Annotated in this window: 13 protein-coding genes; 9 read left to right on the top strand and 4 right to left on the bottom strand. The window is 60.4% G+C overall.

The window, feature by feature from the left end; translation table 11 throughout:
• Positions 1 to 56 precede the first annotated feature (56 nt).
• From ABIZ35_RS02925 to ABIZ35_RS02910, 4 genes are all read left to right on the top strand, one after another.
• Positions 57 to 1,391 (top strand): sugar ABC transporter substrate-binding protein, encoded by a 1,335-nt coding sequence (locus tag ABIZ35_RS02925; RefSeq protein ID WP_348218373.1) that lies wholly within the window; start codon positions 57 to 59, stop codon positions 1,389 to 1,391.
• Positions 1,388 to 2,308 (top strand): sugar ABC transporter permease, encoded by a 921-nt coding sequence (locus ABIZ35_RS02920; RefSeq protein ID WP_348218372.1) that lies wholly within the window; start codon positions 1,388 to 1,390, stop codon positions 2,306 to 2,308. The genes ABIZ35_RS02925 and ABIZ35_RS02920 overlap by 4 nt, the downstream gene beginning before the upstream one ends.
• Positions 2,305 to 3,150 (top strand): carbohydrate ABC transporter permease, encoded by an 846-nt coding sequence (locus ABIZ35_RS02915; RefSeq protein WP_348218371.1) that lies wholly within the window; start codon positions 2,305 to 2,307, stop codon positions 3,148 to 3,150. The genes ABIZ35_RS02920 and ABIZ35_RS02915 overlap by 4 nt, the downstream gene beginning before the upstream one ends.
• 383 nt (positions 3,151 to 3,533) lie before the next feature.
• Positions 3,534 to 4,034 (top strand): hypothetical protein, encoded by a 501-nt coding sequence (locus ABIZ35_RS02910; protein ID WP_348218370.1) that lies wholly within the window; start codon positions 3,534 to 3,536, stop codon positions 4,032 to 4,034.
• An 86-nt stretch (positions 4,035 to 4,120) separates the two neighbouring features.
• On the opposite strand, the gene ABIZ35_RS02905 is transcribed toward ABIZ35_RS02910, so the two are convergent.
• On the bottom strand, positions 4,121 to 5,164 hold the full coding sequence (locus ABIZ35_RS02905) for a hypothetical protein (protein ID WP_348218369.1): 1,044 nt from the start codon (positions 5,162 to 5,164) through the stop codon (positions 4,121 to 4,123).
• A gap of 45 nt (positions 5,165 to 5,209) precedes the next feature.
• Positions 5,210 to 6,343, bottom strand: a complete 1,134-nt coding sequence (locus tag ABIZ35_RS02900) for a substrate-binding domain-containing protein (RefSeq protein WP_348218368.1) — start codon at positions 6,341 to 6,343, stop codon at positions 5,210 to 5,212.
• Positions 6,344 to 6,690: 347 nt separating this feature from the next.
• Between ABIZ35_RS02900 and ABIZ35_RS02895 the strand changes: the two genes are divergently transcribed.
• The 5 genes from ABIZ35_RS02895 to ABIZ35_RS02875 all read left to right on the top strand — a co-directional run bounded on the left by ABIZ35_RS02895 (position 6,691) and on the right by ABIZ35_RS02875 (position 10,908).
• Positions 6,691 to 7,224 carry a TlpA disulfide reductase family protein gene (locus ABIZ35_RS02895; protein WP_348218367.1) on the top strand — a complete coding sequence of 178 codons (534 nt, stop codon included), beginning with the start codon at positions 6,691 to 6,693 and terminating at the stop codon, positions 7,222 to 7,224.
• A 119-nt stretch (positions 7,225 to 7,343) separates the two neighbouring features.
• A complete protein-coding gene (locus ABIZ35_RS02890; protein WP_348218366.1) occupies positions 7,344 to 8,837 on the top strand; it encodes an alpha-L-arabinofuranosidase C-terminal domain-containing protein in 1,494 nt (497 codons plus the stop codon).
• 57 nt (positions 8,838 to 8,894) lie between these two features.
• Entirely contained in the window at positions 8,895 to 9,479 is a 585-nt protein-coding gene (locus tag ABIZ35_RS02885) for a molybdenum cofactor guanylyltransferase (RefSeq protein ID WP_348218365.1), read from the top strand.
• The gene (locus ABIZ35_RS02880) at positions 9,479 to 9,862 is read left to right on the top strand and encodes a hypothetical protein (RefSeq protein ID WP_348218364.1); all 384 of its coding nucleotides are present in this window, start codon (positions 9,479 to 9,481) and stop codon (positions 9,860 to 9,862) included. The genes ABIZ35_RS02885 and ABIZ35_RS02880 overlap by 1 nt, the downstream gene beginning before the upstream one ends.
• Before the next feature lie 260 nt (positions 9,863 to 10,122).
• Positions 10,123 to 10,908 (top strand): hypothetical protein, encoded by a 786-nt coding sequence (locus tag ABIZ35_RS02875; protein ID WP_348218363.1) that lies wholly within the window; start codon positions 10,123 to 10,125, stop codon positions 10,906 to 10,908.
• A 182-nt stretch (positions 10,909 to 11,090) separates the two neighbouring features.
• Here ABIZ35_RS02875 and ABIZ35_RS02870 read toward each other — a convergent pair whose 3' ends face one another.
• Positions 11,091 to 14,201 (bottom strand): glycoside hydrolase family 2 TIM barrel-domain containing protein, encoded by a 3,111-nt coding sequence (locus ABIZ35_RS02870; RefSeq protein ID WP_348218362.1) that lies wholly within the window; start codon positions 14,199 to 14,201, stop codon positions 11,091 to 11,093.
• 52 nt (positions 14,202 to 14,253) lie between these two features.
• A complete protein-coding gene (gene cobA / locus ABIZ35_RS02865; protein ID WP_348218361.1) occupies positions 14,254 to 15,792 on the bottom strand; it encodes a uroporphyrinogen-III C-methyltransferase in 1,539 nt (512 codons plus the stop codon).
• Positions 15,793 to 15,886: the final 94 nt, after the last annotated feature.

Raw genomic sequence — 15,886 nt, 5'->3', positions numbered from 1 at the left:
GAGAAACGTTTAGAAGCACCTGACTTTTTACCCCAATGAAAACCTATCAGAGATCTTTGGCCTGGCTAGCGGCCGCCTTGCTCGTCACGGCGGTAATTGGCGCGGTGATCCATTCCGCGACGCGTTTGCCGGCGGCGGCGAGCGCTCCGCTGGCGGCGCTGCCTGCGGATCAAGTAAGCGGCGATGTGACGGTGTGGAGCTGGAGCCCGGCGGCGGATAGTTTAGAGGCGATCAAGCCGGGGTTTCAGAAGCGCGATCCGAACGTTCATGTCCATATCGTGACCGGCGCGCGGATGATTACGCGGCTGATGCTTTCGCTTTCGGCGGGGGTCGGGGCGCCGGACGTGACGCAATTGCAGCGCTCCGATGCGCCGCATTATATTGCAACGGAGCAGTTTGAAGACCTGACGCCGGTGGCGCAAAAGTATCAGGCGCTTTTTCCAAAGTCTGTTTGGAACGATTGCATGCTGAACGGGCGTGTGTACGCAATTCCGTGGGATATCGGGCCGTGCGCCGTTTATTACAAGAAGGACACGTTCGCGAAGTATGGGATCGATCCTTCCGAAATACACACCTGGTATGACTATATTGCGGCAGGTCAGGTAATCTTGAAAAAATCCGGCGGGCGGACGAAGATGCTATCGATGGGATCGACCGCCCTCGCCAATATGTACGAGATGCTGATCCAGCAGAATGGCGGGCAGATCTTCGACGCGCAGGGACGGGTCGCGGTGGACAGCCCGCAATCCCAGCAGGCGCTGGGGATCATCCGCAAGATCGTTCAATCTGGGATCAGCGCGAATATTCAGCCGTTCGGGCCGGAGTATCTTGCGGGCTTCAACAGCGATTCACTGGCGACCTATGTTAACGCCGTCTGGCTGGAGGCGACGATGAAAGGCATGGTCGAGAGCTACCCCGGTCCGAAAGCGCAATGGGGCGTTTTTCGGCTGCCGTCGATGACGCCCGGCGGGCCATATGTCTCGAGCCTGGGCGGATCGGTGCTCGCGATCCCGAAACAGTGCAAGAACAAGGCGGCGGCGTGGGCGTTTATCGAATATGCGCTCTGCACCAACGAGGGGCAGATCGGCATGTACGAAAAGGGGATCTATCCCGGACTGCTCCCGGCTCTAGACGCTAAGGAAATGGATGAACCGGATAAGTTCTTTGGCGGGCAGCCGGTCGGACGGCTATTCGCAGCCGATGTGGACAAGATGAACCCGCTCAATCGAACGGCAGATTACGGACAAGCCAGCCGCTATCTCACGCAGGCGCTCAGCCAGTGGTACGCCGATGGCGTCCCGAACCGCGACGTCCTTGGACCGCTGGCCCGGCGGATGAGCCGCGCCCTGGATCGTCCGATCGCCCCGTCGACTATCGGGAGCGCCCAATGACTGTCGAAATACGAAAAGCTGCTTCTGGAGGTCTCTGGAAGCATCGGCATTTCTATCTGTTCATCGCCCCGTTTTTCCTGCTCTTCGCGATCTTCGGGCTCTACCCACTACTGTTCTCACTGTATCTGAGCTTCGTCAAATGGGACGGCCTGACACCGGCGCACTGGGTTGGTCTCTCGAACTTCCAGAAGATGCTGGGCGACGATCAGCTCTGGACGGCGCTCGGCAACACGGTCGTTATCGGCCTGCTGTATGTGCCTCCGATGATGATCCTCGCGTTCCTCTTCGCCCAGTGGCTCAACGCGCCGTGGCTGAAGTTCAAGGCGCTATACCGGGCCGCGTTCTTTATCCCCTGCGTCACCCCGATGGCCGTGATCGCCTTTGTGTTCCAATTGATCTTCAGCTCCGAACACGGCGTTTTGAACTACGCGCTTCAGCACTTATTTCCCTGGCTGCATCTGAGCCCGATCCCATGGCTGGAAAGCGAATCGTGGTCCAAGGCGGCCATCGCCATCCTCGTCGTTTGGCGCTGGACGGGATACAACATGGTGTTGATGCTGGCGGGCCTGCAGGGGATTCCCGCAGATTACTATGAGGCCGCCGAGCTTGACGGCGCGAGCAAGATCCAGCAGATGCTTCATATCACCCTGCCCCTGCTGCGGCCGACGCTGGCGTTCTGCGGACTGCTCTCGCTGCTGGGAACCCTGTATATGTTCGATGAGATCTTCGTGATGACCAACGGCGGCCCCGGCTCGTCGTCCACGAACTTCGGCATGTATCTCTTCCAAATCTCGTTTGATGATTTCCGGTTGGGATACGCCTCGTGCGTCGCCTACTCTGTATCGATCACCGTGATCGTCGCGACCACTTTGATGAACCGGGCGAACCGCCGCGCACTGGACGAGGGACGACGATGAACCCTACACGAAAATGGCGGCGAACCGTGGAGCGCGGCGCGATCTACGCTATCCTGACCATCTTCGCGCTGGTCTTCCTCTTCCCGTTCTACTGGCTGTTGATTTCGGCGTTCAAGACGCAGGGGCAGATGTTCGCGATGCCGCCGCAGTGGATCCCGCATCCAGCGACGCTGCAAAACTTCTCGGACCTGTTCCACAAGACCAACTTGCCGCGCGCCTTCGTGAACTCGGTCATCGTGAGTGGCGCGAATGTCTTCTTCTCGGTCTTTCTGTGCTCCCTCGCGGGCTATGCGTTCGCGAAGTATCCGCTCGCGCCCGGCCGAGACCGCCTGTACAATTTTGTGCTCGGGACCATGCTAATCCCCAGCGCCGTCACGCTGATACCGTCCTATATGATCCTGGTTCGGCTGCACTGGATCGATTCGTACGCCGCCCTGATCGTCCCCGGACTTGTGGGCGCGTTCGGCATCTTCTGGATGCGCCAGTATATGATCGCGAACGTGCCCGACGACCTGATCAACGCCGCCCGGATCGACGGCTGCAGCGAGTTCGGAATCTACTGGCGCATCGTCGTCCCCGTTGCCCGCCCCGCGCTCGCGGCGCTGGGGATCATGCAGCTCATTGGCTCCTGGAATAACTTGATGTGGGCGTTCATCGTGCTACGCACCAAGGACATGTACACCCTGCCCCTTGTGATCTATCTGCTGAACGGCGAAAACACCCAGCCCTACGGCATGCTCATGGCCGGCGGGCTGCTCACCACCCTTCCCCTCGTGCTGGCGTTTTTGTTCTTCCAAAAGCAGTTCATCGCCGGGATTACGTCTGGCGCCGTCAAGCAATGAAACCGCTCGCGCCTCGGTATAATCTACCAAAGGTGCGCTGTAACACTCAGCTGAGCGCCATCGAACTCAACACCGGCTTTGTCGCGAACGCCGATAAGGCTTATGGAGTTTGGCTATGCCGTTAACACAACGCTGCCCGTACCCTGGAGCGCTTTATCAGCACCATTGGGCTTGCTTTCGCTGCCGTAAAATGTTTCGCAAACCCTCAGAGTTTGAGTTCACGGCGCATCAGCTGCGAACCATGCGATCGCGAGAAGTGAAATGTACGGAATGCGGCCAAACACTATACAACGTCGGCAAAGCCTTTCGGCCACCGAAGCGGCACGCTGTCAAAGCATGGCGGGCGTTGGAAGCACAATATCAAGCCGGATGCCGGTGGGCAAATGGACGATGGTAAATCTCAAATGAAACATAATAAAAAAGCGAGGCTCAGTTCGGAGGAGCAGCTATCCCACTACCATTCTTATAGTTTGCACTTCGCCTGCTTCCAGTGCCGCAAGATGTTTAACAAACCATCGTGGATTTGGCGACACAATCGAGACAATTCGCTCTCAGCATCCTGTCCTGAGTGCGAGCGAGACATGGCGAATATGGGAAAAGAGTTCAAGCCGCCACGCAAAAATGATCTGCGCCGCTGGCGGGTGATTGAATTGCTTTATCAACGCGGCTATCGCTGGGAAACAACGCTCGAACGCATCGAAGTCGTACACGACGGTCATCGATATGGCTATACCCAACCTCGCTTCTTGAGTCCCCACGCCCGGACAATGCGCGAAGTGAAGGCCGATTACCAACAGCCGGAGCCACTGCAATACAACGGCATGCCGGAAGGCGTCGCCAATTTCATCGCTCGTACGTCACGGTATTTGCGCGAACGAAATTGAGCGCGAGAATATCATGGATTTATGATTTTCTCGAATATTGAAAGGCCATTTACGTCATGAAATCGGCGTGCAACAAGAACAAAGCGCTAGGCCGCCCGCGTTTCCTCTAACTCTTCAAACGGCTCCAAATCCTCCAGCGTGCGCGCCATCGATTCGGCTTGCAGAACGATGGCTTTGATATCCGGCAGGATGCGCTCGGGGGCGCGGTCGTTGAGTTCTGACGTCGTGATTTCAAACCGCTTGCCGATCAAATCCAGCGTATAGATCACGTTTTTGAGCATCTTTCCCACTTGGTCCACATACTTGTTGCGGCGCAGGATGACGCGGCTGCGACGCTCCAGCGCGGCATTCGCCTCGGGGTCGAAGCTGTGCTCTCGCCGCCAGGCGAGGTCGGCCAGCTCGCGCTCGTAGTATTCGTGCGCCTCTCTGATGACTTGCTGCATCCAGAGGTCGCCTCCGGCGGCAGGAGTCGCGCCCGAGGAAAGATGCAGGTAGGGCGGCGGCTGGTTCTTACCGTCGATCGTGCGGGGCAGCAGACCCACGGAGTCACCGAGGGCGCGCGCTTCATCACGCAGGGCTTCCAGAGTATCGCGCAGGTGTTCTTCATGAAGGGCGAACGTAAGAAATTTGCCGATCAGAGATTCGAGCTGGATGGGGATCTCCTTGGCGGCGGGCGCATCCGATTCGGACATGAGCTTGACGACGTGCAGCGAGGACTGCAAAGCTTCATAACGCATCTGCAATTCGCGGCGGATCTGCGGCAGGATCTCGTCGGGAGATTGGCTCGCAGCCGCGTGAAGCCTCGCCGCGCCGCCAAGCGGGCGGCGCACTTCGGGCGCCTGCCGCTCCACGGGGATGGCGAGAGTTTCGGGAACGGGCGAGGGAGTGACCGGCGCGCCGCGGGATTGGGAAGCGCTGGTAGACGCCGGGATCGCGCGGACTTCGATACGCGGCAGGATCGCCTTGTTCGGCCAGAAGGCGCGCACAGCGAGGTAGACCACTTCACACGCCAGAGCGATCTCCAGCGGAAGAAGGTTCAGATAGACGGCCGTCAGCGCAACGCCGAAGCTGAGTGCGAGAAGATTATATGGGCTGCGAAGAGCCGCGTGAAGTTTTTCTTGGGGTGACATAGCAATACCCTTTCTGAAAATGTAACCGCCGAGCGGCGGAATGCGCTATCGAGACGCTGTGCGCACATGGCGTCTCCACTGAGCGGCGCCGAGATTGAGCGCCTCATAGGGAGGAACATCCTCAGCGCTGTAGTTGACCTGAAACCCCTGCGCGGCGTGCGCGCGGAGCTTGGGAGCGAGGGATAATTCGTCGCCGGGAGTGTCCGGACGCATGTTGTACTTCAGACCGTCGCGCAGCGCCTGGTCGCGCCGGACATAGGCCATGAACGCCTGCGCTCCTTCTCGCTGCGCGGAGGTCACCCATGGCGCGTTCAGCACGCACATGGACTGCTGGGCTTCGAGCGTGGGATTGGGGTAGACCACGGCAAGATTGGGATCCTTCTCGGCGGCCCCGAGGGCCGTGCTCTCATACGCCGTGATGAAGTCGCGTCCATTGGGGTTCTTCAAATAATCTTCCACGAGCGCGAACGAACCGGCGGCGCACGATGGATCGTATTGGAAGCCGCGCTCCATGCCCGAAAGATACGCGCCGAACTCAGGACGTCCCGCGGTTTTGACCATGTCGCCCGAATCGTTGTTCTCGCGGCCATACTCATTCAGCATCATCCCCAGCGTCAGCATACCGGCGTTGGAGACAAGCGGATCGGCGTGCGCGAAATGCACCCCGCCCCACGGCGCATGGAGACGACCGGAGCCCATGTCGGCAATACTGCGCCATGGATTGGATCCACCGAGATGGGCGCGTAAAAACGAAGCCTTGTCCTTAGTCGTCAGGAACACGACGGGCGTGCGCAGGAAAACGCGATAGCTGGATGGATCCTGAAGATCGACCAGCGACGTTCCGCGCCGCCCATGCCAGACGTTCGACGCCTGTGCGATCCACATCGGGTTATCCGGACTCCAAAGCGCAGGCTTCTGACCGCCGTTCAAAATCGCCTGCATTCCCGAACGCGCATCGGCGTAGACGGTCTTCACGTGATATTTTTTGTTGTTCTCGTAGTTAAATCGATAAACTTCGGCGCGCACCCAGCTCGCCTTATCCTCGGTCGTCAGGAGAGTGAGATTGACGACGCCGTCGCCGCTTCCGCCCAGATTGGCGTGGCGGGAGCGCCATCCACCGATGGCGAAGGCGACCAAGAGCATCACGACGATGCCAATATAGATGGACCGTTCACGCATAGCAACGTTCCTCGATTTCGCAAATTGAAAAAGTGAGACAGAGGAACAAACACGGGACGAAGACGCGTCAAATAATCACCGTGCGCTCAAACACGTGATGTCCGCTGTCGATGTCCGTAATGTCTCTGCTCGGTGTGGCCGAAGGCGCCTGAAAAGGCGATGTGATATTTGGGGCTGTTTTGTGGATAATGAGGTTCATCTATGCAATAAGATGAAAACGTCCCTATTGTACCTCGCGTTCGCGAAATCTGTATGATAGGAAGTCATTGCAATTCGGAAATTTCCAGGCCGCAAACGATCGTAAGACGATCGATAAAGATCGCCCGGCGATCAGGAGCACGACGACGATGCGAACAACAACTCTCATGGGACGGGCAGTCCTCATATTCGGAGCCATGGCTCTCGCCGGCGCGGCGCACGCTCAGGACGCTGCGCTTCCGGCGGGAAGCAAGGCGCCCGCTTTCAGTACGCGCACGGTTCAGGGCGCCCCGCTCAGCCTGAAATCATTGCGTGGAAAAGTCGTGCTGATGGACTTCTGGGCCACCTGGTGCGGCCCCTGCCGCATGGCGACCCCGATGATGCAGTCACTGCACAAGCAATTTCATGCGAAGGGCCTGAAAGTCATCGGGATCAGCGTCGACGATTCCAGCACGACCAATCAGGTCAAGCCGTTCATGAAGTCCTTCGGCGTCACTTACACCATGTCGGCCTCGCCCGAACAGAATCGCTCCATGGCCGCGAAATACAACGCAGGCACCATTCCCACGGTGTTTCTAATCGACAAAAAGGGCGTGATCCGCTGGAGCGGGATTGGCTACGGAGAAGGCGAAAAGCCCTTCCTTGAAGCCAGTATCAAAAAGCTGCTTGCCGAAAAAGCGTAACTGCTTTTCATCCACATCGCAAAGAACTTTCCAATTCCCATTCGTGCCTGGTTTCGCTGAAAAACGAAGCGAAACCGGGTAAGATAACTCCCAGCTAAACGATTAACTAAGGTGATATAGTGAACAACGTTACCATTGCAATTCAAGCCGATGCTCCTATCGGAACGATCTCCCCCCGTCTTTACGGCCACTTTGCCGAACACCTCGGCCGCTGCTGTTATGACGGCCTTTGGGTTGGCGCCGATTGCGATTGGACACCCCACGAAGATGGCTTCCGCACCGATATTTTGGAAGCGCTTGCCGCCCTCCCCACCCCTCTTCTGCGCTGGCCGGGAGGGTGCTATGCGGACCACTACCATTGGCGCGACGGGATCGGCCCGGCGTCAACGCGCCAGGTCCGACTGGGCATGTCCTGCGGGCTGCAAGTGCAGGACGACAACAGTCTCGGCACGCATGAGTTTCTGGCGCTCTGCAAACGCATCGGCGCGGAGCCGTATCTCGCCGGCAATATGGGCAGCGGGACGCCGCAGGAGCTTTGCGATTGGATCGAATACTGCAACAGCTCCGTGGACACGACACTCGCCCGCGAGCGCGCGGCGAACGGATCGGCGCAGCCGTACGGCGTCAAGCTCTGGGGCGTCGGCAATGAGAACTGGGGCTGCGGCGGCAACTACGACGCCGTAACTTATGCGAACGAATACATCCGTTACGCCACCATGCTCCAGCATGTGGATCCCACCATTGAGATGGTCGCCTGTGGCTTAGAGGACGAGTGGAACACCGTCTTGATGAAAGCGCTGAAGCGCGTCCCATCGCTGATCCAGCACATCTCTATCCACCGTTACTGGTGGAATGGCGGTCCCGAGATCGATTTCAGCGACGAGCAGTATTACGCGCTGCTTGCCGAAGCCGCCGAGACCGAAAAACTGATTATCAGCACCGAGGCAATCCTGCGCGCGGAGATGGGCGACGATCACAAAGTCGGCATCGCGCTGGACGAATGGGGCGTTTGGCACCCCGAAGCGCGCGGCTGGGACGATGGGAAAGGGATTACCCCACGCAAGCCGACCACCTACGAGCAGGCCGGCACGCTGCGCGACGCCATCGCCGCCGCCATCGCGCTGGAAGGCTTCCACCGTCACTGTCACGTACTGAGCATGGCGAACCTCGCACAGGTCGTCAACGTGCTCCATGCGCCGATCATGACGCAGGGCGCCAAGTTCTGGCTGACGCCGACCTACCACCTGCTGCGTCTGCACACCCCGCACCTCGGCGCCGAGGCGCTGCAAGTCCAGGTCACTTCCCCCCCCTCTCTGCCGGATGAAACGCCCGCCGTCAGCGCCACCGCCTCCCGCACCACAGATGGCTCCTACGCCGTCACACTCATCAACCGCCATTTGACCGAGCTCGCGACGATCACGCTCACCGGCGTCACCGCCCCCTCCGTCCATTCGGCGCAGATACTGACCGCCGATCATCCACGCGCCGTAAACGGCCCCGAGGCTCCAGACAACGTCGCTCCGGTCTCCATAACGGTCGAAGGCGATACAGTTTCAGGCTGGAGTCTGACGCTGCCGCCGCACTCGATCGCCAGTGTTGTGTTCGGCGCCTGAACGAATGCATTGCCGCGCGTATCCGAGTCGAAACAATTTCGGGGTACGCTGTCTGGTATGGAACAGATCGTCATCGCCATCCTCGCCGGCGGGCGCAGTCGCCGCATGGGTCGGGACAAGGCCGCTCTGCCATGGAATGGCGAACCTCTGCTGGAGCATCTTGCGATCGCGGCGCTCTCGACCCGCCACCTCGTGCGCGTGATCGGGCGTCCGCAGCCTGAGGATTGGAAGGTTGCGGGAGTCGATTTTCTGCCGGACCGATACCCCGACGTGGGACCGCTGGGCGGCGTCCTGACGGCGCTGGAAGCCGGCGCAGGATCGATCCTCGCCGTCGCCTGCGATATGCCCCATCTGGATGGGCTCGCGCTGGATTGGCTGCTGGACACAGCCAATCGTCTGCCGCCCCACTCACCCGGCGTCGCCGCGCGCAATGGAGATCAGATCGAGCCGCTCTTCGCCGTCTATGGACAATCGCTTCGTGAACCGATGAGGGCGCGGATCGCCGCCGGCAGGCTTTCACTGAATGGGTTAATTCAAGACGCGGCGCTCACGCTCGTTGATGCCCCCGAGGAGATTCGCAGGGCGCTCATGAACGTCAATACCCCGGAGGAGTGGCGTGATTTGAATAGGAAAGAACACTGATGAAAGTACGTATTCGAGGAAACTCCGTCCGGATTCGTCTGGACCGCCTGGAGATCGCCGCGCTGGAGCTGGGCGATGTGGTGGAGGATCGCACGGAGTTCGGACCGGGACCGCACAACACGCTTCGCTGCACAATCACGGCCCGCAAACAGGCCGCGCCGCTGGCGGCGGAAATCGCGGCGAATCACATCTCCATGTTTATCCGGCAGGAAGACGCCGCCAATCTCGTGAATACTGAGACGGTTGGGGTGGAGGCCGCCCAGGAGATCGGCGATGGCCGTTCCCTGCGCCTGCTGCTGGAAAAAGATTTCGCATGCCTTCAGGACCGCTTCGGCGAAGACGATACAAACAGTTTCGAGAACCCCTCGGCCTGCGCCCGATGACCGCAACTTACTTACCGGCGCTATGCAGCATATGACCGGCGAATTACATCGTGGCATGCCACGGATAGCCGGCGATTGAAATCGCGCCTAGAAAAGCACGATGTCGGCCTCCGCCGACTCCTGATAAGAAACGCAATCGCCAGGTTTCTGGAGTGCCCGGAGGGGCACATCGTGCACTTCTAGGCGCGATTTCAATCGCTGGCTATCTGCGGCATGCGTAACAGCACACTTAATACACCGTCCATGGAGGGCGTTTACCAATGAAGCTCCAAGTTTACAAAGCGCTTTGGGGAATGGAAGGCTCGCTGGATGAGCAGCTTGACCGGATCGCCGAGGCCGGTTACGACGGTGTCGAAGCTCCGATCCCGGATGGCGATCTCGCCGTATTCGAGCGACAGCTGAAATCTCGGGAGCTGGGATTTGTCGGCATGCTGTTCCCCAACGATGTTGCGGCCCTGGACCACGGCGTCGCGCGGGCTTCGGAACTGGATGTCAAATTCCTGAACGTTCACTCCGCCGCTGACCACATGCCGTTCGATCTCGGCTGTGACTTCTTCGAAGGCGCGCTTCTTGCCGAAGGCCGAAGTGGGATTAAGATTACCCACGAGACCCATCGCGGACGCCTGCTGTTCAACCCCTGGACCACGGCGGCGTACCTGCGCAAGTTCCCGGAACTCAAAATCGCGGCCGATTTCAGCCACTGGACCTGCGTTTGTGAGCGCCTTCTGGACGAAAACGACGCCAACATGAAGATTGCGTACGAGCGGTCCCATCATGTCCACGGGCGCGTCGGCCATGAGCAAGGACCGCAGGTGTCCGACCCTCGCGCCCCGGAGTTCGCCTACGCCGTCACCCGTTTCGAAACCTACTGGGATCGCATCCACGCCGCCCACGAAGCGCGCGGCGAAGACACGATCTACTTCACCCCCGAATACGGCCCGCCGACGTACCTGCCCGTCCTGCCGTACACTCAGGAACCCGTGGGAGATCTGTGGGAGATTTGCCTGTACTCGGCGCATCGGGTGCGGGAACGATGGGGCGCATAGGCCTAAACGCAGTTGATACGCGAAGAAAGCCGGCGAATGAATTCGCGCCTGTAAAAACGGTCACCCACCTGCGTGGGTTCAGAAGTCCGCGCAGGCGGACGACCGTTTTTGTAGGCGCAAATTCATTCGCCGGCTTTCTGACGAGCACACGCTATATTATCAAATTACGAGCGAAATCCGTCCTACGACCCCGCCAGCCGCCGCCAGAGGCGCATAGGAGCGATGCTTTCGGCGCTGAACGGCTGGAGGTGAACGGTGAACGATGTCTCCTCGGCCTTGAGATCGTATTGCGGAAGAACGCGGGGGCCGCAGCTGTTGCTGCCGATGCCGTGGACGACGTGGTCGATGTTGACGATCACTTCATCGCGGCGGGTCAGTTCGTAGGTATGCTTCGCCTGGGTGAAGTCCTCGGGCGTGGAGTGGTGGACACTGACATTCAGCAGGGCGTTGCCGGTGGCAAGGAGTCCGAGGCCGAAGTCGTCGGTCAGGGAGGCCCACCGGACATCGCTCTTGTTGCCATTCTCTTGAGGCATGATGTAAGGGACATACTGGTCCTCCACCGTGCCGGAGTAGACGCCCACGCGGGCGCTTTCGCGCACGTCGCGATACGTTTGATGCGGTCCAAGGCCATACCAGCTAAAGCGCTCCAGGCCGCCAGGCGCGCGCATTTGCAGGCCGACGCGCGGCAGGATCTCAGGGACGGAGAACGGTGTGACGCGCGTCTCGATCTTGACCTGCCCGCCGCCGTAGATAGTGTAGACGTAGATGACATCGAAGCGGGTCGCCCGGTAGGCGGCGCCGAGCGTGGCCGTCACTTCGATGGTCGCGCTGCGCGGCGACTGGCTGACGAGCTGAACGCGGCGGACGCTATGCTGAAGCTTGTCCAGGCCGTGGGGATACCACTGCTCTTTCGCCACCCAAATGTCGTTGTCGGTCGGCGCGCGCCAGATGTTCAGGCGCGGGCCTTCCGTCAGCAGCGGCAGGCCCTGATACTCCCAGCTTCCGATCGTTCCGCGCCAGCGGTCGAAGACCAGCGTGAAGTCGCTGCCATAGAGCGTAATGGCGCGCTCGTTCTCGTCGATGACCAACGCGGGCATGCCGGCGATGCTCGGCGGCGGCGCGGCGGGACCGGACGCCGGGAGCGCCAACTGCGCCCACGCGACCTCATGGCCGATCGGCGCCCACGGCGTTTCCTCGCGCAGCGTGAAGCTCAGGTTCAGGAAGTACTCAACGCCCGCCTTTTTCTCCCAATCACCGATGGGAACCGAAACTTCGGCGGACGCATGCGGGGCAATCTCCGGCAGGGAAAGTTCGCCCTGCTGAAGCGTCTTGCCGTCTCCCGTCAACGACCATGTCCCTCGAAGATGCGCGAGTGTCCGGAAGTCGTATCGATTGGTGAGGCGCACGGTCCCCAAGGCGAGATCGACGGCGTCCGTATGCACAGGCTCGATGATCTTTTTGTATTCGATCAAGCCTGGCTTGATCTCGCGGTCAGGGCCGACGAGGCCGTCGATACAGAAGTTCCCGTCATTGGGATAGTCGCCGAAGTCGCCGCCGTAGGCGAACCACTCCTCGCCGTGCGAGGCGCGCTGCCGGACGCCGTGGTCGCACCACTCCCAGACGCAGCCGCCCAAAAGCCTGGGATACTTCTCGAACGCCTCCCAGTACTCTTTTAGGCCGCCTGGGCCGTTGCCCATGGCGTGCGCGTACTCGCACTGGAAGAATGGGCGGGCGTCGTCGGTGCGCTCACCCTCGGCAATGCACTTCTCCAAGCTCGCGTACATATTGCTGACGATGTCCACCACCGGAGCTTCAAACGCCTGCTCGTAGTGGATCGGACGCGTCGGGTCCTTGTCGCGGATCCACGCCGCCATGGCGTCATGGTTGGCGCCATAACCAGACTCGTTGCCGAGCGACCAGATGATCACCGAAGGATGGTTCTTATCCCGCTCCACCATCCGCTCGGCGCGGTCCACATACGCCTCTTCCCACTCGGGATCATTGGAAATTTGGTTCTCATTACGGATTTCGGCGAAACCATGGGTCTCCAGATCGGCCTCGTCGATCAGATAGAGGCCATACTGATCGCACAAATCGAGCCACCGCGGATCGCATGTGTAATGCGAAGTGCGCACACAGTTAATGTTGTGCTGCTTCATCAATAAGATGTCCTGGATCATATGCTCCAGGGGAATGGCGTGGCCGTAATCGGGGTGGCTTTCGTGACGATTGACGCCGCGCAGCTTGATCGGAGCGCCATTGAGCAGAAAGACGCTGTCCTTGATCTCGACATGCCGGAACCCGACGGAGAAGGGACGCACTTCCAGCGGCGTTCCGTCTGGGTCAGAGACTGTCAGCAGCAGTGTGTAGAGGTTCGGCGTTTCGGCTGTCCAATGCCGAGGCGACTCCACGGACAGATGAGTTCCCAGCTCCGCATCGCCGTCATCTTCAATCGTCATCCCTTCCACCAGGGTGCGCTCGGCCACGATCTTACCGTCGGCGTCATAGAGCGCCGCCGCGAGCGTCACTTCGGGCGCCGCGCCCCCGCCGCTCGTGCCGAGCTGCGCATCGATACTCAGCGTCGCGTGCTCGAACTTACCGTCAAAAATCGTCTTCAGCGTGACATCGCGCAGGCTCGTCGCCAGCATCGCCGTCAAATACACATCGCGAAAAATGCCGCTGTGGCGCCACATGTCCTGGTCTTCCATGTAGCTTCCGTCCGACCATTGAAAGACCTGCACCGACACCGTGTTGGTCCCCAGTCGGATATGGGGCGTGATGTTGAATTCCGACGGCAGGTGCGCTCCCTGACTGTAGCCGATCTGTTCGCCGTTCAGCCAGACGTAAAAGGCCGAGTTGACGCCTTCGAAGTTGAGAAAGATCTTCTTGTCATCCCAATCGTCGGGCAGATGGAACGTGCGCTGGTAGAGCCCCACGGGATTGTCCTGCGGGACGAAAGGCGGATTGACGGGGAAGGGAAAACGAACATTGCTATAGTTCGGCGTCCCATGGCCCTGCGTCTGCCAGCTGCTTGGCACGGGGATCGTCTCCCAGCCATCGGCGTCGAAGCCCTCGCCGCCGAATCCGTCCGGAATACCCGCCGGCGATTCGGCGTAGAGAAACCGCCAGCGTCCGCTCAATAATTTAAAAAACGGCGACACGCCACGCTCGCCGGCGAGCGCCGATTCGGCGTCCGCATAAGCCAGGCTTGACGCGCGCGCCGGCTCCCGGCCTCGGGAGAGCATGCTGGGGTCTTCCCAGTCGTTGGGGGTCGGGTCGATGGAGTTTGTCATGTTAATTGCGTTTCAATGTCCAAGGAATTGCAGAATATAGATGGGGCGATTGCTACGCCCATTCTTCCATAGCGGCGATCAATCCACCTAAGGTATGTTCTTTCGCCAAAATATCCGGCGCACGCCCGAGCAGTTCCGTCGCGGTCGCGGCCGTACTCGGGCCGATACAGGCGATCTGAACGCTGGCGGGCAGCGGCGTCCCTTCCAGAGCCGAAACGAAATTCTTGACCGTGGACGAGCTGGTGAAGGTGACGATATCGACCGAGCCTTCGGCCAGACGCTGACGAACTTCTTCCGCGCCTTCACCGTCCACCACGTTCTCGTACGCCGCCGCTTCGTCGGGCTTCGCCCAGCGGTCGGTCAGGATTTGCAGCAGCGCGGCTTCGCCTTCCTGCGCGCGTGGGATCAGGATGCGCGCTCCGGCGATCTCTCCCGGCAGTTCTTCCGCCAGCGCGGCGCCGGTGGCGGCTTCAGGACGGAAGTCGGCGACCACGCCGAACTCCTTCAGCGCCGCCGCCGTCGCGGGGCCAACCGCGCCAACCTTCACGCTCGACAGCGCCCGCGTGTCCTTGCCGGCGGCGAAAAGACGCGCGAAGAAATGGCTGACCGCCGGCGCGCTCGTAAACAGCACCCATCGGTAGGTATTGAGATGACCGATGGCCGTATCCAGCGAGGCGTAATTATCGCCCGGGGATGTGATGCGAATTAATGGGAATTCGATCGGTTCCGCGTAGCGAGCGCGCAGCATCTCGACGAACCCCGACGCCTGCTCGCGGGCGCGCGTCACGATCACCCGCTTGCCGGCCAAAGCGCCACGGTCGAACCAGCGCAAGCGCTCGCGCAGATTGACCACTTCACCCACAATCGTCACCGCAGGCGCTTTGAACCCGGCGGCGCGCACGCGCTCCACCACTTCGCCCAGCGTGGATGTGAGCGTCGCCTGCTGCCCAGCCCATGTTCCCCATCGCACCAGCGCCACCGGCGTATCGGCGCCGCGGCCATGCGCCATCAATTGCGTCGTGATTTCTTCCAGGTTCTCAACGCCCATCAAAAACAGCAGCGTGTCGCCAGCGTTCGCGATCTTATCCCAGCGCCGCCGCCCCTCGGCCTGCCCCGCCGCACGGCCGCCGCTTTCGCGCGCGTCGTCCCGCTCATGCCCCGTAATCACGGCGAATGAAGACGCCGCATCCCGGTGCGTGACGGGAATACCCGCGTACGCCGGCGCGGCGATGGCGCTGGTGACACCTGGGATAATCACGAACTCGATCCCACGCTCGCGGACATATTCGGCTTCCTCGCCGCCGCGCCCAAAGACAAACGGATCGCCGCCCTTCAGGCGCGCGACATTCTGGCCCGCCAGAGCGCGCTCGGCCAGCAGCGCATTGATCTCGTCCTGCTTCATCGCATGCTGGTCGGCTTTCTTGCCGACATAGATCTTCTCCGCGCGCGGCGCATGGCGCAGCAGCGATGGATGCGCCAGCCGATCGTACACGACGACATCCGCCGCGGCGAGCGCCGCAGCGCCGCCAACCGTGATCAAATTCGGATCGCCGGGACCGGCGCCGATGAGAGTGACTATTCCTGTGGACATGGTTCGTTGCTCGTGTTTTCTAAATTACGCCACGACGAAAATCCCCAGTACGGTCACCGCGGGTATGAAACCCACGTCTGGGAGATGCTTCGCA

This window comes from Capsulimonas sp., from assembly GCF_039929585.1.
Classification (GTDB): domain Bacteria; phylum Armatimonadota; class Armatimonadia; order Armatimonadales; family Capsulimonadaceae; genus Capsulimonas.
This window is presented reverse-complemented; position numbering and strand designations above follow the sequence as displayed.

Excerpts from the sequence above, each read along its gene's own strand:
- ABIZ35_RS02870 (WP_348218362.1), bottom strand. The coding sequence starts at position 14,201 with ATGACAAACTCCATCGACCCGACCCCCAACGACTGGGAAGACCCCAGC.
- ABIZ35_RS02880 (WP_348218364.1), top strand. The coding sequence starts at position 9,479 with ATGAAAGTACGTATTCGAGGAAACTCCGTCCGGATTCGTCTGGACCGC.
- ABIZ35_RS02910 (WP_348218370.1), top strand. The coding sequence starts at position 3,534 with ATGGACGATGGTAAATCTCAAATGAAACATAATAAAAAAGCGAGGCTC.
- ABIZ35_RS02885 (WP_348218365.1), top strand. The coding sequence starts at position 8,895 with ATGGAACAGATCGTCATCGCCATCCTCGCCGGCGGGCGCAGTCGCCGC.
- ABIZ35_RS02875 (WP_348218363.1), top strand. The coding sequence starts at position 10,123 with ATGAAGCTCCAAGTTTACAAAGCGCTTTGGGGAATGGAAGGCTCGCTG.
- ABIZ35_RS02900 (WP_348218368.1), bottom strand. The coding sequence starts at position 6,343 with ATGCGTGAACGGTCCATCTATATTGGCATCGTCGTGATGCTCTTGGTC.
- ABIZ35_RS02920 (WP_348218372.1), top strand. The coding sequence starts at position 1,388 with ATGACTGTCGAAATACGAAAAGCTGCTTCTGGAGGTCTCTGGAAGCAT.
- ABIZ35_RS02915 (WP_348218371.1), top strand. The coding sequence starts at position 2,305 with ATGAACCCTACACGAAAATGGCGGCGAACCGTGGAGCGCGGCGCGATC.
- ABIZ35_RS02895 (WP_348218367.1), top strand. The coding sequence starts at position 6,691 with ATGCGAACAACAACTCTCATGGGACGGGCAGTCCTCATATTCGGAGCC.
- cobA (WP_348218361.1), bottom strand. The coding sequence starts at position 15,792 with ATGTCCACAGGAATAGTCACTCTCATCGGCGCCGGTCCCGGCGATCCG.
- ABIZ35_RS02905 (WP_348218369.1), bottom strand. The coding sequence starts at position 5,164 with ATGTCACCCCAAGAAAAACTTCACGCGGCTCTTCGCAGCCCATATAAT.